Source organism: Marinomonas maritima (assembly GCF_024435075.2).
Classification (GTDB): domain Bacteria; phylum Pseudomonadota; class Gammaproteobacteria; order Pseudomonadales; family Marinomonadaceae; genus Marinomonas; species Marinomonas maritima.
The window spans coordinates 568,559-589,886 of record NZ_JAMZEG020000002.1; the positions used below are offsets into that span (position 1 = coordinate 568,559).

Genomic DNA, 21,328 nt, shown 5'->3' on the forward strand with positions numbered 1-21,328 from the left:
TCTTGCACGTTACCCTAATGGCGGGAGTTAAGCGTTGCTTTTGAATTTCATGGAAATGGAGTTCACGCAATGACGGATATTGTTTTCGGTGAGTCTTTCACCTTCGAACACATGGCCAAGGTGACCTTCGCAATTGGCGCAAACGATCTCGATACGACGACCATCCGCATCTGGAATACGTTTCACAGCGCCTTTGATTTCATCGTCAAAACTTGGCCAGCCGCAATGGGAAACAAATTTATGTTCAGAGGTATAAAGTGGTGCATCACACTGGCGACAAACGTATAAGCCGCCTTCCATTGTGTCTGTGTATTCTCCAGTGAACGGGCGTTCTGTGCCTTTATCAAGAATCACACTGGCTTCAGTTGGCGTCAGCTTGTTGTAGGGTTTACTCATATCAATTCACTCTCTTGCCGCTGTGATGGGACTTAATTAATGTAAATTATGTCATGCCTTATCTTAGGATACTAAGACAATAAAATGAACGATGAGTTCTATTCGGCCATAAAAAAAGGAGCAATCGCTCCTTAGATTACGCATTATTTTTTACGATTATACCGCTGGGCGTTCTTCGTATTTCGGCTTGTCATCGTTTATGTCATACCATTCCGCTTTTGAGCCGACAAAAATATGGGAGGAGGGTTTGCCGTCAATTTTGGTATCGAGTGTGCCGATGCGTAAACGCAGTAATTCTGGCATGTGTGGGCGACGACTATAAAGTGGTGACGCACATTGTTTGCAAAAGACGCGGAAAACATCCGGTGTTGACTCGTATTCCGCTAGTAACTCTTTGCCTTTCAAAAGAACAAAAGCGGTGGTGGGAATGGCAGCATTGGTTGCAAAAGCTGAGCCGTTGGCTTTGCGGCACTTTTGACAGTGACACTGCATAATGTCACCCAATTCGCCGCGTATCTCGTATTGAATGCCATTACATAAACAGCTTCCAGATAACATAATCTTCTCCTGATTTTTTTTGGTGCTTAGCTTACTTCATGAAAATCTTAAGCCGTTAAAGTAACATTGATTATTGCAACCGAACACCTCTGTTTTTAAATAGTATCGAGGGTTTAACAATGTTTACACATAGTTGAATTCGGGGCTTAGCGTGTTTTATCAAAGGGCGATAATTTGCTTATTCAGCTTGCTTTGTTTCGCCATTGCTTACGAAATTGTAGTGGCGAAAGATGTTTAAATTTTTTAAATTGGCGATTGAAATTGGACTGATTTAGAAATCCGCTTTTTTCGGAAATGATGGCGACAGGTTGCTCGCTGCTGATGAGTAATGAACAAGCGTGTCCGATCCTCACTTCATTAAGGTATTGATTGAAACTTTGGTGCATATTGGCTTTAAAAAACCGTACAAAGTGGCTGGAACTCATGGCGCTTACTTTGGCCGCATCGGCTAAGCTAATATTGTCTGCAAAGCTGTCGTGTATCCAACGGAGAACTTGGCTTAGTCTGCGTTGTTGGCTTGCGTTGGTGTGTTGGGAGTGAAACTTTGAACTAGCGAGTGCCTTATGCGGCTCACTTTGTAGACATACTAGCACTTCTAATAGCAGTGTTAGTTTTCGCGCATCATTGGCTTGAATCATTTCTAGAAACCGAGGCCGGAGTCGGCGAGCAATGTCTTCTGAAAACTGGGCACCTTGATGTGCCTGATTGAGTTTTTCCTTTAGCGAATTCAGTTCTGGGAATAATGCTACCACGTTGTCGATCCAATGATTGCTGAACCATAAAACGATCACGCTAATGGGTTTATTGCTGTCGATTTTGTCTTGAGAATGCCATGTATGTGGCAGGTTTGGACCTATCAGCGTTAGATCGTTGTCTGTGTATTCTTCAATATGGTCTCCAATATAGCGTTTTCCTACGCTGTTTATAGAAAGCGTTAGTTCGTATTCTGGATGGAAATGCCACTCAAAGGGAATGGAGTCCAGCTCTCTTAGTAAAAATTGCCAAGAAACTTGCGCCTTAGGTAAAAATTCTAGGTGGGCTTTCATTGCATTATTGACACTTATTAATCATTGATATCGTTAATAATGATCAGATAGTACTTAAATACAAGTGTATTTTGCTAAAACAATAATCTGACCTCATTACACTTAACTTAAGAAACACAGCATTCAAAATAAAAATATGAGGTACATGAGATGTCAGATAATTTAAATACACCAGGGAATCGTTCTGTAGGTCATCATATTGGCGTTGCTCTTAGTGACATCAAAAAAACGAGACCATTGCGAGTGTTGTCGAAAGCTCAGTTTCGCCATTGGCAAGAAAAAGGCTACGTGGTTATTCCTAATGCAGTTAGTGCATCCGACGTGAAAGACACTGTCGACTTTCTTTGGGAATTTCAGGAAATGTCGCCGTCCAATCCAGACAGTTGGTATGCGCCTCAGCGGTTAGCTCATGCAATGACAGAGCTTAATAATTCTGGAATGGTCGAGGCTTATCATCATCAAGTGTTGTGGAATAACCGACAAGCACAACGGGTGTATGACAGCTTTGTTGATATTTGGGACAAAGAAGCTCTATGGGTCACGATCGACAGGGCCAACTTGAATCCCCCTAATCGAGCTGGCCGTGAGTTTTCAGGCTTTATTCATTGGGACAGCGATACATCACAGACACCGTTACCGATTAGTGTTCAGGGAGTATTGGCGCTTTCTGATACAGATGAAGAAACCGGTGGTTTTCAATGTGTTCCCGAATTGTATCGTGATCTTGCTGTTTGGCGAGAAAGCCAACCTCTAGATCGCAATCCCTTTAAACCGGACCTAACTGGCTATCAAGCCGAGTCTGTTCCAATGAAAGCGGGTGACTTATTAATTTTTAATGGATTGCTGCCTCATGGCATTCGCCCGAATACGTCTAACCGAGTGCGCCTTGCGCAATATATCTCGATGAGCCCAGCAATGGCCGATGACTCAGTGCGTGATTGGCGATTAGACTGTTTTGAACAAAAATCTACCCCAATGGGCTACGCCTTTCCCGGAGACCCAAGAAAGTGGGAAAGAGAGAAATATACAGCGGCCACATTAACGACTTTAGGTGAAAGACTGTTAGGTCGGCGACCTTGGGGCTTTGTCTCATAAGTCACAGTCCCACAGCAATACGGCGGTTTTAAAGCGCCGTATTGCGACATGATCTGGTTGCTAGCAAATATTGAATGAAAGCGAGCGACGGATTATGTGAATTGGTTGATTCTACTGACCGTGCACTTCTCTCCATGTTGTTGATATAACGTCTAATCTACAATTCTCCCTTCTTATTACGTTTTGAGTGTCCCGATGCATATTCAAAGTTCTATTTCAAATAGCGGTTAAACGTTTAACAAAGTACTTGATTGATTAAATATTTGTCTGCTAGTCTTAGTGCTGTTAAACGTTTAACTAAAAAAATTAAAAAGGTACGTTTGCAATGAGAAAGCCTTCAATCCGCGAAGTTGCTAAGTTAGCTGATGTGTCGACAGCGACGGTTTCTAATGTCTTTTCGGGCAAGAAACCAGTCAATGACGAGCTTAAAGAGCGCGTTCGTCTGGCTGCAAATCAACTCGGCTATCAAATGGATCGTGCTGCCTCCCAATTGCGTTCACAACGGAATAAAGTTGTCACGGTTTTGGTGCCAAATATCACCGATACGTTTTTTGCTACCATTGTTTCCCATCTTGAAAACCTTGCTTTTGAACATGGCTACGACGTTATTGTGGCGAGTTCACATGATCGTGATGATGTTGAAACATCGCGTATTAAAGCGTTAATGAGCTGGCGGCCTGCTGGTATGATTGCTATTCCATGCTCAGGTCAGCTATCGGAATCACTTCTTAGCTTAACATCCCATTGTCCAACGGTCTTGATTGACCGTGTTTCCGTCCATTCAGCGCCGTTTGATACCGTTACGATTGATAATCGTGCTGCAGGGGATTTAGCCTGCCAGCATCTTGCAAACGCAGGCCATGAGAACATCTTGATAGCGGCGTCAAATTTGTCTTTTCCTCCTATTCGTGAGCGTGTTGAAGGGGCTTTCTTGGCAATGGAGAAGTCCCAGTTAGCCAAACCAAATGTTATTGAACTGGGGTCTGATTTAGAAGAAGGCGCTGTAAAAATAACGAACTGGTTAGAGCGCAATCCTAAGCCCACGGCGATATTAGCGCTAACAAACGTAACGACACTCAGTACGCTTACTGCATTAGCTGAATGCAATATTAAAGTCGGTCAGGATATTTCGTTGGTGGCCTTTGATGACTACGCTTGGATGTCGGCACGAAGTACCAGCTTAACTGCGATACGTCAGCCTGTAGCCGAGGTCGCCCAAAATGCGTGGTCTCGATTGTTAGAACGCATTGACTCAGAAAGAATAAATGTCGATCCAAAGGCCACTATTTTGGAAGCGACGCTTATTCAGCGCCACTCTGTGAAAAATATGTCAGTAGAAAATTAAGAATGTTGAAGTGGGAGGTTCACGCTAGTGATCCAATTTGGAAAAAATAGAAAAATAAGTTTAGGAGGCTAAGATGCAGAATTAATGAGTGAGAACTAGAATCGGTAATACAACGTTTTACCTTAACCAATTAACCCTGCATCTTCGCGAAGGTCAGAGCTCAATAAAGATGTCTAACCACCTTGCATGACTGTTACAGCAGTGATGAAAGGCGCGGATAGTGTATTACATCTGAGTTTCTTAACCAATAGCGTTAGTGAGGGTAATGAAGCAACAATCATGATTTGGTTGTTGTGGGCGATTTTCGCCTAAAATTATTGATCGGAGTGTAAGTAATGAAAACTATAGCAACAAAAATAATCGGTTTTACTACGCTTGCCGCTACCTTTGGAACGTTCGCAGTACAAGCTCAAGCGGCGTCGACAGTAGCGTTTTTGATGCCGGATCAGGCATCTACTCGATATGAAAAACATGACTTTCCAGGCTTTAAAGCCGCCATGGAAAAACTGTGTTCTGACTGTAAGTTGATTTATCAAAATGCCAATGGCGACGTGTCTTTACAGCAGCAACAATTTAATTCAGTGATTACACAAGGGGCAAAAGTCATTGTCCTGGATCCTGTCGATTCCAGTGCTGCGGCTTCTTTAGTGAATTTGGCGCAAAGTCAGGGCGTTAAAGTGATTGCCTATGACCGTCCTATTCCAGGAAAAGCGGCCGACTTCTACGTGTCCTTTGATAATAAAGGCATAGGTAAAGCCATTGCAGAAAGCTTGGTTCAGCATTTAGAAAAAATGGGCGTGCCAAAAGATAAAGGGGGTATTCTTCAGATTAATGGGTCTCCTACCGATGCCGCTGCGGGTTTGATCCGCGATGGTATTGATGAAGGGCTGGATAACAGCGGATACACCACGATTGCCGAGTACGACACACCAGATTGGGCGCCACCAAAAGCGCAAACATGGGCGAATGGGCAAATTGCACGGTTTGGTTCAGATATTTTAGGTGTTGTCGCGGCTAATGATGGTACGGGTGGCGGCGCTATTGCTGCGCTAAAAGCCGCTGGTGTGGATCCTCTTCCTCCTGTAACCGGTAATGATGCGACTATTGCTGCTCTGCAATTGATTATTGCGGGCGATCAGTACAATACCATTTCTAAACCGTCTGAAATTGTGGCGACAGCGGCCGCTAGTATCGCGGTTCAGATGCTAAACGGCATTACCCCTAAGGCAAGAACGACTTTATACAACACACCATCTGAACTTTTTGTTCCAGAAGTGGTGACACGCGAAAACATTAAAGAGATTGTTTTTGACAGTGGCGTTACCTTCGCTGGTGATGTTTGTACGGGTCGATATTTAGCCGGTTGTAAAGAGCTTGGTATTTGGCGCTAACGATACGCTAATACTTTAATGCTCCGCCGCTCATGACATCATTTGAGCGGCGTCTTTCCTAATCTAACTCCTATGGAGCAAATCATGTCTTCAAGCACTTCTGCGCGCTCAGAGGGTCGTCAGCCCATCTTAAGTCTGCGTAAAGTTTCTAAAAATTTCGGTGCGGTTGCTGCGCTGACAAACATCGATCTCGATGTCTATCCTGGCGAAGTAGTGGCCTTAGTGGGTGACAACGGTGCCGGAAAATCCACTTTAATTAAAACCTTAGCGGGAGCGCACTCACCAACGTCTGGCAGCATTTTTTTCGAAGGAAAAGAAGTGGTGATGGAAGGGCCAAGTGCGGCGTTGGATCTGGGGATTGCGACGGTTTTCCAAGATTTGGCATTGTGTGAAAACTTAGACGTTGTCGCCAATATTTTCTTAGGACAAGAAAAAACACCGTGGCACATGGATGAAACGGAAATGGAGGTCACTTCTTGGACACTTTTAAACGAGCTGGCGGCACGTATCCCCAGTGTTCGTGATGTCGTGGCGTCCCTTTCTGGTGGGCAGCGTCAGACCGTGGCGATTGCCCGTTCTTTATTGTCGAATCCTAAAATCATCATGCTTGATGAGCCAACCGCCGCGCTTGGGGTTGCACAAACTGCTGAGGTTTTAAACCTTGTCGAGCGAGTTAAAGCAAAAGGACTAGGCGTTATTATGATCTCGCACAACATGCAAGACGTCAGAGCGGTTGCGGATCGTGTGGTGGTATTGCGATTAGGTAAAAACAATGGCGTTTTTGCGGCGGATGCATCCAATGAAGAACTCATCGGTGCGATTACTGGCGCGACGGACAATGCGGTTTCAAGAAGAGCAAAACGTTTGGCAGAAGCGGATAAGAAAGTCGAGGAACTACAATGAGTGATTCAATACAAAAAACCGATAATAACGTGGGTCTTTTAGACCGTAGTGACAGTCGTGTAACGCATGCAAATGGCTTTTCTGGAAGTCTTCATGCCTTTGTTGATCGTGTTAAATCCGGTGATTTAGGGTCTTTACCTGTGGTGATCGGTTTGGTTTTGATTTGGGGGATTTTTACGGCGATAAATCCTATTTTCTTGTCTGCGAATAACCTAGTGAATTTGCTATTTGATTGTTCGACCGTCGGTGTGATTGCCTTAGGCATTGTGTGTGTCCTCATGCTAGGTGAAATAGACCTTTCTGTTGGTTCGATGAGTGGTGTTGGTTCGGCTTTACTCGGTGTTTTGTGGGTGAATCAAGGTTGGCCACTGGCGTTAGCCATTGGGGCAAGTTTGTGCGTTGGCGCCATGATGGGGTTTGGTTATGCCTATTTGAGAACCAAAATCGGTATGCCAAGTTTTGTCTCTACGCTGGCTGGGTTGTTGGCGTTATTAGGCTTCCAACTTTTTTTATTGGGTTCTACCGGTTCTATTAACTTGCCATATGGTTCGTCAATGGTGGATTTCGGTCAGTTGATGATTATGCCTGCATGGGCGGCTCATTCATTTGCACTGATCCCTGGCATCGTCATTTTGGTAATGGGCAAGCGTGTTCGCAATAAGCGACAAGCATCGAACCTGTCAGCCAAAAGCTTGAGCAGCATATTGTTAAAAGCATTGCTTGTAACGGTTGCACTAGAAGCGACAGCGGCTTACTTGAATCAATCTCGTGGCGTGCCATGGATGTTTGGATTATTTGTTTTATTAGTAATCTGCATGGACTACGCATTAACCCGCACTAAGTGGGGTCGTTCGATGTTCGCGGTGGGCGGCAACGCTGAAGCCGCTCGTCGTGCAGGCATTAATGTGAAAGCCATTTATATCAGTGCGTTTGTATTGTGTTCTTCGTTGGCGACGTTAGGTGGTGTGTTAGCGGCATCTCGTTTAGCCTCAGCGAGTCAGCAAGCGGGTACAAGCGACGTGAATCTAAACGCAATAGCCGCGGCAGTTATTGGTGGTACTAGCCTATTTGGTGGTCGTGGTTCTGCGTGGTCTGCGCTGCTGGGCATTATTGTTATCCAATCTATCTCTAATGGCTTAACACTACTCAATTTGTCGTCTTCCCATCGTTACATGATCACGGGGGCGGTATTGGCCATTGCGGTAATCATTGACAGTTTGGCCCGTCAAAGCCGTGTTTCTCATGGTAAAGCGTAACGTTATCGTTAAGGAGTAAATTAATGAATACTAATTTGGAAGGAAAAGTAATAGCGATAACGGGCGCAGCGTCTGGTATCGGCTTGGCTTGTACAAAAGCGTTTATTGCAGAGGGTGCAGACGTGGTGCTTATTGACCGGTCGGCAACGGCGCTTGAAAAAGTTTGTCAAGAATTGGGTGATAAGGCTATTCCTCTGGTCGTGGACCTTATGAAAAAAGAAGAAGTGAATAGCATGCTAGAGCGTATTTTAGCGCTAACCGGTGGCCGCTTGCATGCTTTTCATGCGAACGCCGGCGCCTACGTGGGGGGTGTTTTCGCGGATGGCAACCCTGATGAGTGGGATCATATGCTGAACCTAAACATTAACTCTGTGTTTCGGTCTGTGCATGCGGTCTTACCGCATTTAATCGCTCAAAAGAGTGGCGACATTATCGTGACAAGTTCCATCGCAGGGATAGTTCCTGTCGTCTGGGAGCCTATTTATACCGCGTCAAAACACGCGATTCAGGCATTTGTTCATACACTTCGTCGTCAACTGAGTGTTCATTCTGTTCGAGTCGGAGCTGTTGCTCCAGGCCCTGTTGTTACCGCGTTATTGGATGATTGGCCAAAAGCGAAAATGGAAGAGGCACTGGCTAATGGCAGTTTAATGCAACCAGAGGCGGTGGCCGATTCTGTTGTCTTTATGCTAACGAGACCGGCCAATATTACGATTCGAGATTTGGTTATTTTACCTAACAGTGTGGATTTATAAATGAGTCGCTTAATTCATGACGCATCCGCTTCTTATGTGGTTGGTGTCGACGTTGGAACAGGCAGTGCTCGTGCTGGCTTGTTTGATTTGCAAGGTAATATGTTACATGTCGCTAAACATGAGATTACGACATTTCAAGATGCAAATGCACGGTATGAACAATCGTCCGAAAACATTTGGCAGGCCGTTTGTGCGTGCGTGAACGCGGTTGTTAAAGCGTCGGGATTGCCCGTCGACACTATTGTCGGCTTGTCGTTTGATGCAACGTGTTCAATGGTCGTGATGGGTGAAAACAACCAGCCATTGCCTGTTGGTGAGCACGGTATTACGGATCGTAATGTTATTGTTTGGATGGATCAGCGGGCGACGCAGCAAGCCAGTAAGATTAATGAGCTTGGGCACAGTGTTTTAAACTACGTTGGCAATCGCATCTCGCCAGAGATGCAAACCCCGAAACTATTATGGTTGAAGACACATTTGCCAGAAACGTATCACAGTGCAAAACATTTTTTTGATCTTACCGATTATTTAACCTATCGAGCTTCAGGGTCACAGGCTCGATCTATTTGTACCGTGGTGTGTAAGTGGACGTATCTCGCCCATGAGAGCCGTTGGGACGAATCGTATTTTGACGCCATTGGCCTAGACGATTTATCGGATACTCAATTTGCTAAAATAGGTACCGAGATTGTTGCGCCGGGAACATCCTTAGCACAAGGGTTAACGCCTAACGCGGCAGAACAGCTTGGATTAAAGGCTGGGACGGCTGTGGCAGCAGGATTAATTGATGCCCATGCTGGCGGTGTCGGTTCGCTTGGGGCATTAACGGAAGACGGTATTGCAGCGCCTGCCGAGTGTTTAGCGTATGTGTTTGGTACGTCTGCCTGCACATTGACGACGTCGTCTAAGGCGGTCAATGTGCCTGGCGTTTGGGGGCCGTACTTTTCAGCGATGCTGCCGAGTATGTGGCTGAACGAAGCCGGGCAGTCTGCCGCAGGCGCAGCGATTGACCATTTGGTTTTGATGCATCCTGCATCGATCGACGCGCGATTATTAGCAAAAGAAGCGGGTATTCCATTAAGCGTCTGGCTGTCGAAGCAGGCTAAATTGAAAATACTTACTCTTAGCGATGCGGTTAATCTGGCGGCAGGGGTGCATGTTGTTCCTGAGTTTTTGGGCAATCGTGCACCGTTTGCAGACCCCAATGCTCGGGCGATTATGGCGGGTCTCAGCATGGATAAATCCATTGATAGCCTTGTTGCACTTTATGTCGCGGGTATCTGTGGTCTGGCGTATGGATTGAGACAAATTATCGAAGCTCAGGCAGCACAAGGTTTGAATATCGCTCGTGTTGTCATCAGTGGCGGAGCTGGGCAAGACCCATTAGTTCGCCAGCTCATAGCCGATGCAACGGGGAAAGATGTGGTCGCTCCCAGTGCTGATGAGCCTGTCATGCTAGGAACAGCCATGTTAGCGGCGGTTGCGGCAGGGGCTTATTCGAACGTGGAGGATGCGATGAAAGCAATGTCGTCTTTCGGAGATCGATATTTGCCGGCTGCTGAGGATATTCGTCAATTACATGAGGCGCGATATCTTGCCTTTACTAAGTTGCAAGCCATTGCTCGGGAGCTGTAAACGTGTTGAACGTTACTGAGGAAACGCTATCGAAAATGCTGGACTTGATTATTTTTGACTGCGATGGCGTGTTGGTCGACAGTGAAATTTTGTCTATTGAGGTTTTGCATGATTTGATTCTCAAGCAAGGTGGAAACCTGACGAAGGAGGATGTCATTCAGCAGTTTCAAGGCCGCAGTATGAAGTCGGCCCGGGATGAACTATCTGCATCGCAAGGGGTTGAGCTAACCGACGCCTCTATTACGGAAATGAACGAGTATTTGTTTGCTCGCTTTCAACAAGAGCTGCAACCCGTTTTAGGTATTACCGCGTTTATTGAGTCGCTAAATTTGCCGTATTGTGTTGCATCGTCTTCTCATCCCGAGAGGATTGACGCGAGTTTAACCGCGACGAACCTTCGTCATTACTTTTCAGGAAAGGTGTTTTCATCGACCATGGTTAAAAATGGAAAACCAGCACCGGATTTATTCCTATTGGCCGCTGAAAAGATGGCATTTTCCGCGGAACGTGTACTAGTCATTGAAGACAGTCCTGCCGGCGTTCAAGCAGCGAGAAATGCTGGCATGTTGTCTATTGGACTGACAGCGGGATCTCATGCTAAACACCCAAATCATAGGAAACGGCTTATTGATGCGGGTGCTAATTGGGTTGTGAACAGTTACGACGAAGTCGCGAAAATCATTTGGACGTTATCTTAATGACACTATTGCTAACACAGTTAGTAACCAGTTAAAAACCAAGATAATAAAAATACCTTCATACAAAGTATGAAGGTATTTTTTTGTTTTTACTCATACTGTAGGTTTATTATCGGGCTGGAACAGGGCGATTAATGAGTGCTTCGCCATCACGATTGAATAAGTAACAGTCTTCTTTTTTGATACCGACTTGGATATGTTCTCCGTTGCGAGTGAGGTTCGAGCCGCTGACTTCAATGGTGAGTTTATGCCCTTCGAATTGACCATAAAGATAGGTTAGACCACCAAGGTGCTCAGCCACATCGATATCAATGTTCAGTGTGAGGTCCGCTTCTTGAATGTTTTCTTTTACATGCTCTGGACGAATACCCAGCCTTACCGTTTCATTGACCGAAATTTTGGTGCCGTCTACTTCCAGTTCTAGTTTTTGTCCCGCAATGTCAATAGCGACAAGGTCATTGTTGTCAATGCTCAATATTGTTCCATCGAGAAAATTCATTTTCGGCGAGCCAATAAAGCCTGCGACAAATTCATTGGCTGGGTTGTGATAAAGCTCTAATGGTGAACCAACTTGCTCTACATTACCAGCGCGCAATACGACGATTTTGTCAGCCAGTGTCATGGCTTCAACTTGGTCGTGTGTCACGTAAACCATGGTGGCTTTGAGTTTATTGTGAAGCTGGGCGATTTGGATGCGCATGTCGACGCGCAGCTCGGCGTCTAGGTTAGACAGCGGTTCGTCAAACAAGAAAACCTCTGGCTGACGAACAATGGCGCGACCAATGGCCACACGCTGACGCTGTCCTCCAGACAATTGTTTTGGTTTGCGGTCCAATAATTCGTTAAGTTGCAAAATATTGGCGGCATTAGACACTTGTTCCTTGATTTTCTCAGGAGCGACGCCGTTCATGCGCAAACCGAAGCTCATGTTTTCTTCGACCGTCATGTGAGGGTAGAGCGCATACGACTGGAATACCATGGCCACACCGCGATCGGCAGGCGCAACGTTGTTCATGTTGACGTCGTTGATTTCAAGTTTTCCGTCGGTAATGTCTTCAAGTCCTGCGATTAAGCGCAGTAGCGTGGATTTACCACATCCAGATGGACCCACAAAGACCACAAACTCCCCGTCTTTTAGATCCAGATCAACACCATGAATGGTTTCAATATCTTGAAACCGTTTGATGACGTTTGTTAGTTTTATCGTCGCCATAATGGATTTTCCTATGCTAGTTAGAGGCCATGGCCCCCATTCGGATGGATACTTTCTTACAAGCGTCTTTGACCAATGTTTGAAAGTGTTGAAAGCGTGCGTCGTCTACTCGAAATTTTGGCGCAGTAATACTCAGCGCTGCAATGGGTTCGTTTCTGTGATTTAGAATGACAGAAGCCGCGCATTGAATACCTTCTTCGTGCTCTTCTAAATCTAAGGATATCTTGCTTTTACGAATTTCTATGAGTGCTTTTCTTAGCGTAATTTCGTCAATCAAAGTCGTTTCTGTGTGTTTGATGAAGCTTTGTGTTCTGATCGCTTCGGCCAATAAATCTTCGCTGAGAAACGCCATCATGGCTTTGCCGACACCCGTGCAATACGCTGGGCCTTTTTTGCCAACGGCGGAAAAAAGTCGCAAGCTTTTCTGGCTTTCCAGCTTATCGATGTAAATGACTTCCCCTCGATCAAGCACCGCAAGGTGAATGGTTTCACCAGTTTCGTTCCATAAATGTTTCATTTGATCCGCGGCAATGTCACGTACGTCTATTTTCGACCAGGCTTGATGGGCCAATTCCAATAAACCGTAGCCCGGATGGTAGAGCTGTGTCACTTCGTCAAAGCGTATCAGACCTTTCTCTGTCAGTGACGTTAGCGTTCGATGCGCAGTGGCTTTAGGTAAATCGGTTTTATCGACTAAATCGGCAAAGCGTAATGGCACAGGCGTCATACAAACTTCTTGCAACAGGCTGAGTGCTTTGTCCAGCGATGAACCTCCGCTCTTAGTTTCTACGTCTGCCATTGTTATTTTTCCTTGTTTATTTAGAGGTTGAATTGACCGTAATGATGCGGCTATGAAAAATGTTCTAAATTGAGTATTGCAAAAAATGGAACTTTATTCCATTATTTTATTAGGCGAGTTATCTGCTTTACGTTCAGGTAACCGATGGGACAATAAATTTATTAATAAAAATAAGAGGTGTGTGAGCCATGCAGAAATTGCATAGCAGACAACAACAATGGATGCCGGCTTTATTCTTAGCACCAGCGGTCATCATGTTTGTGGTCTATGTTATCTTTCCTATTCTCCAGAGTATCTGGTTGAGCTTTTATGAATGGGATGGCATTGGTGAAAAAACCTTTGTCGGGTTGAGTAACTATGTTGAGTTGTTCGATGATTACCAATTTTGGGTTGCATTAAAAAACAATCTTTATTGGATGGTTTTCTTCATGTTGGCCCCGCCGATTGGTTTGGCTATTGCCTTATTTCTGAATCAAAAAGTCATGGGTATACGCCTTGTTAAATCCATGTTTTTCTTCCCATTTGTTATTTCGCAAGTCGTCGTCGGTTTAGTGTTTTCTTGGTTCTACGACCCTTCATTTGGCTTGTTTAATAAGGCGATTGGCTTGTTTGGTGTGGAGCCGGTAGCGGTGTTGTCTGATGAGAATTGGGTGACATTTGGCATCATAGTCGCGGGGCTTTGGCCGCAAATTGCGTACTGCATGATCTTGTATCTCACCGGTTTAAATAATCTCAATCCAGATCAAATTGAAGCCGCACGTTTGGATGGCGCACATGGCTGGAAAATGTTGCGCCATGTGATTCTTCCTCAGCTAAAACCAGCCACTTTTATTGCAATTGTTGTGACGGTGATTGGTGCGTTACGTAGCTTCGACCTTGTGGCGACCATGACCAGCGGCGGACCGTTTGGCTCGTCCAGTGTGCTGGCTTATTTCATGTATGAGCAGTCCATCTTTAATTATCGCGCAGGTTACGGCGCGGCTATTGCGACTGTGTTGTTCCTGATTATGGATATTTATATTGCCTACTTCTTGTGGCGCATGCTGAAGAGTGAGAAAGCCTAATGTTTCCTACGCCTATTGAAAAAAGATCGTTACCTTTTAATTTGAGTTATCGAGTTGCCGTGTGGATTTCGCTGTTCCTTTGGTTGCTGCCACTGCTGGCTGTTTTGTTGACTTCTGCGCGCTCAACCGCCGACATTAACGCCGGTAATTACTGGGGCATTCCGTCTGAATGGATGCTGTTTGAAAACTACACCATGGTGTTCACCGAAACGCCGATGTTTCGGTATTTGTTGAACTCCATTTTGATCACAGTGCCCGCAGTGATTGGCGCGGTGGCCTTGTCTACCTTGGCGGGTTACGCGCTAGCCAAGTTCAAGTTTCGTGGCAATGTTGCTCTATTCGCGGCTTTTATTGCGGGGAACTTTGTACCTTTTCAAATCCTGATGATTCCAGTACGAGATTTAACCATCGGTATGGGGTTGTACGACACCGCATCGGGTTTGATTCTGTTTCATATCGCTTTTCAAACCGGTTTTTGTACCTTGTTCATGCGTAATTTTATTGTTGGCTTACCGGATGAATTGATCGAAGCCGCACGCGTAGAAGGCGTGAGTGAATGGCAGATTTTCTGGCATGTCGTTTTGCCTTTGGTACGTCCTGCTTTGGCGGCGTTGTCGGTGTTGATTTTTACCTTTATCTGGAATGATTATTTCTGGGCGTTGGTGTTGGTACAGAGCGATGAAGTACGTCCTATTACCGCCGGCATCAGTGCGTTAAAAGGTCAGTGGATGGCGTCTTGGCAGTTGATTGCAGCGGGTTCCATCATCGCTGCGTTACCACCGGTTATTCTATTTTTCGCCATGCAACGTCACTTTATTGCGGGCTTAACATTGGGCGCGACGAAAGGGTAATCATGATGAAAAATAATGTAAACATGAACTTTTACCGCCAAGATCAGCAGGGCAAAACGCTGGTAGTGGCTTGCCCAGAACAGGGTGCGCCGGAGTTGGTGTTTTTTGGTGATGCATTGCCTGCCAATACGGATTTACCGAATTTATATCTATCTAAGCAAATGGCGACGCCACAGGCCATGATTGATCAGCCAGCACCAATGAGCCTGATCCCAGAAGCGGGGCGAGGTTGGTTGCAATCGCCCGCTATGGAAGCCAGCGCGGAAGATCGCCCCGTGTGGGCGGCGTGTTGGTCATTAATCGACGTGAATGAATCCCAAACCGGTTTGGTGATTCGTTTAGAAGACAAAGTGGCTCAGCTTTCAATAACGCTAAACATTGGCTTGTTGTCATCTGGCGTGTTGCGTCAACAGTTGACCTTGACCAATCAAGGTCGTGGCGATGTGGTGGTTCAGCGTTTGGCGTGTACTTTGCCCGTGGCGAGTCATTTTGTTGAACGCATGGGGTTTTATGGCCGTTGGTGCCAAGAGTTTCAGCAAGAGCGCAGCGACTGGCAGTCGACTTGGCTGCAAGAAAATCGCAATGGCCGTAATTCTCACGCCAACTTTCCAGCGGTGATTGTCGGCGAACAAGGTTTTGGCGAACAGCAAGGCGAGCTGGTCGGTGCGCATTTAGCGTGGAGTGGAAATCACAGATTAAAAGCCGATTACACAATAGAAGGCCATCGTTATTTACAGGCGGAAGCCTTGTATTTGCCGGGCGAGATCGTCTTGTCGACAAATGAAACGCTTTTTACACCAGAATTATTGGCCAGCCACAGCTCAGTGGGTTTGAACTTGATGAGTCAGTTTTTTCATCAAGAAGCTCGCCAGCGTTTGCAGCTTACGAAACCTCGTCCTGTGCATCTCAATACGTGGGAAGCATTCTATTTTGATCACGATATGACTCAACTGAAAGCCTTGGCAAAAACCGCGGCAGACGTGGGCGTGGAGCGTTATATCCTCGATGATGGTTGGTTCCGTGGTCGTGATCATGACAAAGCGGCGTTGGGCGATTGGTTTGTAGATGAAACAAAATACCCAGACGGTTTGATGCCGCTGATCCGTTACGTCAAAGACGATCTCGGTATGGAATTTGGTTTGTGGTTCGAGCCCGAAATGGTCAATCCAGATTCCGATCTATTTCGTGCGCATCCTGATTGGGCGTTGCAATTACCTCAATACGACGCGGTATTAGCACGAAATCAATTGGTACTGAACCTCGCCAAACCAGAAGCCTATCAATATATTCGTGAACGCTTGTTTGTCTTGTTTACGGAGTATCCGATTGATTACGTGAAATGGGACATGAATCGAGATTACACCCAACCAAGTGGTGACATTGCGCCACAAGCCCATGCCCAAGTGAATGCTTTGTATCGATTGCTGGATGAGATCAACCAAGCGTTTCCAGACATGGAAATCGAAAGCTGTTCGTCCGGCGGCGCGCGAGTGGATTTTGGTATTTTGAATTACACCAAGCGTTTTTGGGCGTCCGATTGCAACGACGCATTAGAGCGCCAGAGCATTCAGCGGGGTTTTAGTTATTTCTTTCCGCCCGACGTCATGGGGTCACATATTGGCCCAGATAAAAGCCATACCACCAGCCGAATTCACGGTGTGGCGTTCCGAGCGGGTACAGCCATGTTGGGACATTTGGGCATCGAATGGAACTTACTCGACGCGAACGAAGCGCAAAAATCGACGCTTGCGAATTGGTTGTCTCATTACAAACAGCATCGTGACATTTTACACAAAGGCAATAACTGGCGTTTACCAAGCGCCGATGGGCGTGCACAAACGCAATGGGCATTGAGCGAAGACCGTATGCAAGGTTTGGCGGTTTACAGTCAACTTAGTATGCCAAAACAAGCGCAAACCTTACCGGTGCGTTTGCCTAATTTATTGCCTGAACAGCATTATCGAGTTGAGGTGTTAGAACACAGTCCATTGCCAGGCCACCTTATGAAAGCCTTACCGGCATGGTGGAAAAAAGACCTTATTTTGAACGGTGCGAGCTTGAGTCAGGTTGGGTTGCAGCTGCCCATTTTAGACCCTGAATCCCTTATTTTATTAAGTATCCAAGCTGTGCCTATGACGGAGAATATCTGAATGAGCAATGACAATATTGAAGATAAAAAGAAAGATAAAAAACCATTACGCAGTCAACAGTGGTACGGAAAACTAGACAAAGACGGCTTTATTCATCGCAGCTGGATGAAAAACCAAGGCTTGCCAGATCACAGCTTTGACGGTCGTCCTATCATTGGTATTTGCAATTCGTGGAGCGAACTGACGCCGTGCAATGCGCACCTTCGTGAATTGGCAGAATACGTGAAACGCGGTGTATGGGAAGCGGGCGGTGTGCCACTTGAATTCCCTGTGATGTCATTGGGTGAAACACAAATGAAACCGACCGCTATGTTGTTTCGTAATTTGATGAGCATGGATGTCGAAGAATCCATGCGCGCTTACGGCATGGACGGCGTTGTGTTATTGGGCGGTTGCGACAAGACCACACCAGCGCAATTAATGGGCGCGTGTTCGGTCGATTTGCCAACCATCGTTGTGTCGTCTGGCCCTATGTTGAACGGTAAATATCGCGGTAAAGACATTGGTTCTGGCACAGACGTTTGGAAATTCAGTGAAGCCGTACGCGGCGGCAAAATGAGCCTAGACGAATTTATGCGTGCCGAATCGGGCATGTCTCGCTCGCGTGGAACCTGTATGACCATGGGCACCGCGTCGACCATGGCGTGCCTAGTGGAAGCTTTGGGCATGTCGTTACCTGAAAACGGTACTTTGCCAGCGGTGGACGCGCGTCGTCAGGCGTTGGCGCACATGACTGGCGGGCGTATTGTCGAGATGGTCAAAGAAGACCTTAAACCCTCTGACATTCTGACCAAATCTGCTTTTGAAAATGCCATTCGTGCGAATGCGGCGATTGGCGGTTCCACCAATGCGGTGGTGCATTTATTGGCGATTGCCGGACGAGTTGGGGTGGATTTGACCCTAGACGATTGGGATCGCATCGGGGCAGAAATCCCTTGTTTGGTGGATTTAATGCCATCGGGTCGCTTCCTCATGGAAGATTTTCATTACGCGGGCGGTTTCCCCGCCTTGATCCAGCGCTTGAGTCATCTGTTTGATATGACGACGAATACCGTTTGTGGCGCGAGCTTGGGCGAGATCACCGAAGGCGCGGAATGTTTTAACGAAGACGTTATTCGTCCTCTTGATAATCCCTTACGAGCCAATGCCGGCATTGCGGTATTGCGCGGTAATTTGTCACCACAAGGGGCGATTATTAAACCAAGCGCGGCGACGCCAGAATTACTGCAACACACCGGCAAAGCCGTGGTGTTTGAAAATATCGAAGACTACAAAGCGCGTATCGATACGCCGGAATTGGACGTGGATAAAGATTCTATTTTGGTTTTAAAAGGCTGTGGGCCAAAAGGCTATCCGGGCATGCCAGAAGTCGGCAACATGGCCTTGCCAAGTAAGTTATTAGAACAAGGTGTTACCGACATGGTACGCATCAGTGATGCACGCATGAGCGGCACCGCGTTTGGCACCGTCGTGCTGCATGTGGCACCGGAATCCACCATGGGTGGGCCATTGGCGTTGGTACAACACGGTGATGAAATTACCCTTGATGTAGAAGGACGTGGTTTGCATTTGCACATCACGGACGAAGAAATGGCACGCCGTAAAGCCGCATGGCAACCAGAAAAAAGTGATTACCATCGCGGTTACGCAAAATTGTACCTCGATCACGTAATGCAAGCCGATCAAGGTGCTGACTTGGATTTCCTCGTCGGCAGCAGTGGCTCGAAAGTGAGTCGGGAGTCCCATTAATGATAAATAATAAAAACATGACAATTTATCCCAGCTTGGCCGGTCGCCATGCGCTGGTAAGTGGCGGGGCGTCCGGCATTGGTGAAGCACTGGTGCGAGCGTTGGCGCAGCAAGGTTGTTTGGTGAGTTTTTTTGATATCGACCAAGCGGCAGGTGATGCGTTGGCAAAAGCGTTGAATGCGCAGGGTTATCAGGCGCATTTTGATCTGGTGGATTTGACGCATATCGAGACGCTGAAAGACACCATTCATGGTCGCATATCGGCGTGGGGTGCGATTCGAATCTTGGTGAATAACGCGGCGAATGATCATCGTCATACGTTGCAAGAACTGACGTCGGAACAATTTGATCAATGTATGTCGGTGAATTTGAAACATCACTTCTTTGCTGCACAAGCGGTGGCCCCAGCGATGGCGGCAGCCGGTGGCGGCAGTATTATTAACATGAGTTCCAATTCCTGGATGCTTGGGTTAGCGGGTTATCCGGGGTATGTCACGGCAAAAGCGGGCATTTCTGGTTTAACAAAAGGCTTGGCTCGTGAGTTGGGCGCGCAAAAAATTCGTGTCAATACGGTGTTGCCCGGTTGGGTGATGACGGAAAAACAAAAGCGATTGTGGCTAACGCCAGACGCCGAAGCAGAGTTAATGACGCAGCAATCATTGAAAGAAAAAATTGAGCCGGAAGATGTGGCGGATTTGGTGTTGTTCTTAGGCGCAGACGACAGCCGGATGATTTCTGGACAAAGTCTGGTGGTTGATGGAGGACGTTTGTAATGACCTCCTCAAAAACGATTTCACCGACTATTAGTGACAGCGCGAGCTTTATCGCGGTCGATTGGGGAACCACCAATTTACGTGCCTTTTTGATGAGTCAAGATGGTGACATTCAGGCACGACGTGACAGTGACCAAGGTATGTTGAAGCTTGATATGTCGGAGTTCGAAGCCGTATTAGCCGATTTATTAGGCGACTGGTTAACACCCAATTTACCCATTTATATGTCGGGCATGGTCGGTAGTCGTGGTGGTTGGCAAGAAGTGCCGTACTTACATTGCCCGATAAAGCTCAGTGATTTGTCAAAAAATCTGCATTGGTTAAAAACCGATTTGCCTAATCCCATTGCGATTGTTCCCGGTTTGCAAGGAAAAGGCATCGCGAGGTATCACGATGTGATGCGTGGTGAAGAGACACAATTATTAGGCGCAATGGATTGGTTGGAAGCGCAGGGTCGGACCGAGGAAGCCCCTGTTTTTTGTTTGCCCGGAACACACTGCAAATGGGTGCAAATCCAAAACGGCCATGTGACACAATTTTCGACTTCGATTACGGGTGAGTTGTTTGCGCGTCTCAACGATGAATCCAGTTTGGTCAAAGGGCTGCCTAAGTCGGATGAGTTAAACGAAAGCGCGTTTAATCAAGGTGTATTGGCCAGCCAACAAAACGGTGGCATTTTGCATCACTTGTTTAGTGCTCGCAGTCGATTTGTGTGCGGTGAATTGGCCGCCGATGAAGTGAGAGATTATTTGTCGGGCGTGGTGATTGGGCATGATGTGAATGACACTTTACTGGCGTTCGAGTCGGCGTCACTGAGCACGCCAGAAAGCCCGGTTGTTATTGTCGGAAGCAAAGCATTAAGCGCACGTTATGCGTTGGCGTTGGCTTCTCGTCATCTTAAATCTGAGTTTTTAGACGCCAGCGAGGCGAGTATTCGCGGCTTAAAACGTTTGGCGAATAAAGGAGCGAAATGAACATGACACATTCTTTTGATGCACTGATGCAAGAGTTTCCCATGGTGGCCATTTTACGAGGCATTCGAAAAGACGAAGTGGTTGAGCATACCCGTGTTCTGATTGACGCGGGCTTTCGTTTGATCGAGGTGCCGCTGAATTCGCCAGAACCGTTTGTCAGTATTCGCTTGTTGCAAGAGACCTTTGGTGATCAGGCGGTGATTGGGGCGGGGACGGTATTGACCATGGCGCAATTAACCGAATTGGTTGCCACGGGTGCAAAATTAATGGTGTGTCCACACACGGATCCAGAACTGATTAAAGCCGCGAAAGTGGCGGGGTTGTTCGCCATGCCGGGTTTCTTTACCGCGAGTGAAGCATTTGCGGCGCTGCACGCGGGCGCAGATGCGGTGAAATTATTTCCGGCAGAAGCCTTGCCAACGATCAATGTGGTGAAAGCCTTAGGCGCGGTGATTCCAGCCGACACTTGGTTGTGTCCGGTTGGCGGCGTGACACCAGACAATGTGGCCGATTATTTTAATGTGGGCGCGCGAGGCTTTGGCTTGGGTTCTGCCTTGTACAAAAAAGGGCAATCCGTGGAAACGACGAAGGCCAATGCACAGGCTTTTGCGGCAGCTTGGAAGGCTTTTCAAGTTGGTGCTGTAAACTAGAAAAAAGGCAACGAGGAGAATAAAAAT

The 21,328-nt window shown here is 46.7% G+C and carries 20 protein-coding genes; 15 read left to right on the forward strand and 5 right to left on the reverse strand.

The window, feature by feature from the left end; translation table 11 throughout:
• Window positions 1-27 precede the first annotated feature (27 nt).
• The 3 genes from M3I01_RS08710 to M3I01_RS08720 all read right to left on the reverse strand — a co-directional run bounded on the left by M3I01_RS08710 (window position 28) and on the right by M3I01_RS08720 (window position 2,000).
• Window positions 28-396 carry a methionine-R-sulfoxide reductase gene (locus tag M3I01_RS08710; protein ID WP_255895406.1) on the reverse strand — a complete coding sequence of 123 codons (369 nt, stop codon included), beginning with the start codon at window positions 394-396 and terminating at the stop codon, window positions 28-30.
• Window positions 397-552: 156 nt separating this feature from the next.
• Window positions 553-954 (reverse strand): GFA family protein, encoded by a 402-nt coding sequence (locus M3I01_RS08715; protein ID WP_255895407.1) that lies wholly within the window; start codon window positions 952-954, stop codon window positions 553-555.
• 182 nt (window positions 955-1,136) lie between these two features.
• Window positions 1,137-2,000: a helix-turn-helix domain-containing protein gene (locus M3I01_RS08720; RefSeq protein ID WP_255895408.1), complete on the reverse strand. Its 864-nt coding sequence runs from the start codon at window positions 1,998-2,000 to the stop codon at window positions 1,137-1,139.
• A 150-nt stretch (window positions 2,001-2,150) separates the two neighbouring features.
• Between M3I01_RS08720 and M3I01_RS08725 the strand changes: the two genes are divergently transcribed.
• The 8 genes from M3I01_RS08725 to M3I01_RS08760 all read left to right on the forward strand — a co-directional run bounded on the left by M3I01_RS08725 (window position 2,151) and on the right by M3I01_RS08760 (window position 11,078).
• Window positions 2,151-3,095, forward strand: a complete 945-nt coding sequence (locus M3I01_RS08725; protein ID WP_275565036.1) for a phytanoyl-CoA dioxygenase family protein — start codon at window positions 2,151-2,153, stop codon at window positions 3,093-3,095.
• 325 nt (window positions 3,096-3,420) lie between these two features.
• Window positions 3,421-4,440, forward strand: a complete 1,020-nt coding sequence (locus tag M3I01_RS08730; protein WP_255895410.1) for a LacI family DNA-binding transcriptional regulator — start codon at window positions 3,421-3,423, stop codon at window positions 4,438-4,440.
• Between the two features lie 335 nt (window positions 4,441-4,775).
• The gene (locus tag M3I01_RS08735) at window positions 4,776-5,831 is read left to right on the forward strand and encodes an ABC transporter substrate-binding protein (RefSeq protein ID WP_255895411.1); all 1,056 of its coding nucleotides are present in this window, start codon (window positions 4,776-4,778) and stop codon (window positions 5,829-5,831) included.
• Between the two features lie 84 nt (window positions 5,832-5,915).
• Window positions 5,916-6,734, forward strand: coding sequence for an ATP-binding cassette domain-containing protein (locus M3I01_RS08740; RefSeq protein ID WP_255895412.1), 819 nt, complete (start codon window positions 5,916-5,918; stop codon window positions 6,732-6,734).
• Complete coding sequence (locus tag M3I01_RS08745) at window positions 6,731-7,990, forward strand: sugar ABC transporter permease (RefSeq protein ID WP_255895413.1); 1,260 nt, start codon at window positions 6,731-6,733, stop codon at window positions 7,988-7,990. Before M3I01_RS08740 ends, M3I01_RS08745 begins: the two co-directional genes overlap by 4 nt.
• A gap of 23 nt (window positions 7,991-8,013) precedes the next feature.
• On the forward strand, window positions 8,014-8,745 hold the full coding sequence (locus M3I01_RS08750) for an SDR family oxidoreductase (protein ID WP_255895414.1): 732 nt from the start codon (window positions 8,014-8,016) through the stop codon (window positions 8,743-8,745).
• Window positions 8,746-10,380 carry an FGGY-family carbohydrate kinase gene (locus tag M3I01_RS08755; protein ID WP_255895415.1) on the forward strand — a complete coding sequence of 545 codons (1,635 nt, stop codon included), beginning with the start codon at window positions 8,746-8,748 and terminating at the stop codon, window positions 10,378-10,380.
• A gap of 2 nt (window positions 10,381-10,382) precedes the next feature.
• A complete protein-coding gene (locus M3I01_RS08760; RefSeq protein ID WP_275565037.1) occupies window positions 10,383-11,078 on the forward strand; it encodes an HAD family hydrolase in 696 nt (231 codons plus the stop codon).
• A 109-nt stretch (window positions 11,079-11,187) separates the two neighbouring features.
• On the opposite strand, the gene M3I01_RS08765 is transcribed toward M3I01_RS08760, so the two are convergent.
• Both M3I01_RS08765 and M3I01_RS08770 read right to left on the reverse strand, forming a co-directional pair.
• Window positions 11,188-12,291 carry an ABC transporter ATP-binding protein gene (locus tag M3I01_RS08765; protein ID WP_255895417.1) on the reverse strand — a complete coding sequence of 368 codons (1,104 nt, stop codon included), beginning with the start codon at window positions 12,289-12,291 and terminating at the stop codon, window positions 11,188-11,190.
• 16 nt (window positions 12,292-12,307) lie between these two features.
• Window positions 12,308-13,090 carry an IclR family transcriptional regulator gene (locus tag M3I01_RS08770; RefSeq protein WP_255895418.1) on the reverse strand — a complete coding sequence of 261 codons (783 nt, stop codon included), beginning with the start codon at window positions 13,088-13,090 and terminating at the stop codon, window positions 12,308-12,310.
• Window positions 13,091-13,278: 188 nt separating this feature from the next.
• On the opposite strand from M3I01_RS08770, the gene M3I01_RS08775 reads away from it, so the two are divergent.
• From M3I01_RS08775 to M3I01_RS08805, 7 genes are read left to right on the forward strand one after another with little or no spacing between them, the layout of a single operon-like run.
• The gene (locus tag M3I01_RS08775; RefSeq protein ID WP_255895419.1) at window positions 13,279-14,154 is read left to right on the forward strand and encodes a carbohydrate ABC transporter permease; all 876 of its coding nucleotides are present in this window, start codon (window positions 13,279-13,281) and stop codon (window positions 14,152-14,154) included.
• Entirely contained in the window at window positions 14,154-15,005 is an 852-nt protein-coding gene (locus tag M3I01_RS08780) for a carbohydrate ABC transporter permease (protein ID WP_255895420.1), read from the forward strand. Before M3I01_RS08775 ends, M3I01_RS08780 begins: the two co-directional genes overlap by 1 nt.
• A gap of 2 nt (window positions 15,006-15,007) precedes the next feature.
• On the forward strand, window positions 15,008-17,155 hold the full coding sequence (locus M3I01_RS08785) for an alpha-galactosidase (protein WP_255895421.1): 2,148 nt from the start codon (window positions 15,008-15,010) through the stop codon (window positions 17,153-17,155).
• Window positions 17,156-18,904, forward strand: coding sequence for an IlvD/Edd family dehydratase (locus M3I01_RS08790; protein ID WP_255895422.1), 1,749 nt, complete (start codon window positions 17,156-17,158; stop codon window positions 18,902-18,904).
• The gene (locus M3I01_RS08795) at window positions 18,904-19,677 is read left to right on the forward strand and encodes an SDR family NAD(P)-dependent oxidoreductase (protein ID WP_255895423.1); all 774 of its coding nucleotides are present in this window, start codon (window positions 18,904-18,906) and stop codon (window positions 19,675-19,677) included. Before M3I01_RS08790 ends, M3I01_RS08795 begins: the two co-directional genes overlap by 1 nt.
• Window positions 19,677-20,651, forward strand: coding sequence for a 2-dehydro-3-deoxygalactonokinase (locus M3I01_RS08800; RefSeq protein WP_275565038.1), 975 nt, complete (start codon window positions 19,677-19,679; stop codon window positions 20,649-20,651). Before M3I01_RS08795 ends, M3I01_RS08800 begins: the two co-directional genes overlap by 1 nt.
• Window positions 20,648-21,301, forward strand: coding sequence for a 2-dehydro-3-deoxy-6-phosphogalactonate aldolase (locus tag M3I01_RS08805; protein WP_255895426.1), 654 nt, complete (start codon window positions 20,648-20,650; stop codon window positions 21,299-21,301). Before M3I01_RS08800 ends, M3I01_RS08805 begins: the two co-directional genes overlap by 4 nt.
• The last annotated feature ends 27 nt before the right edge of the window (window positions 21,302-21,328 follow it).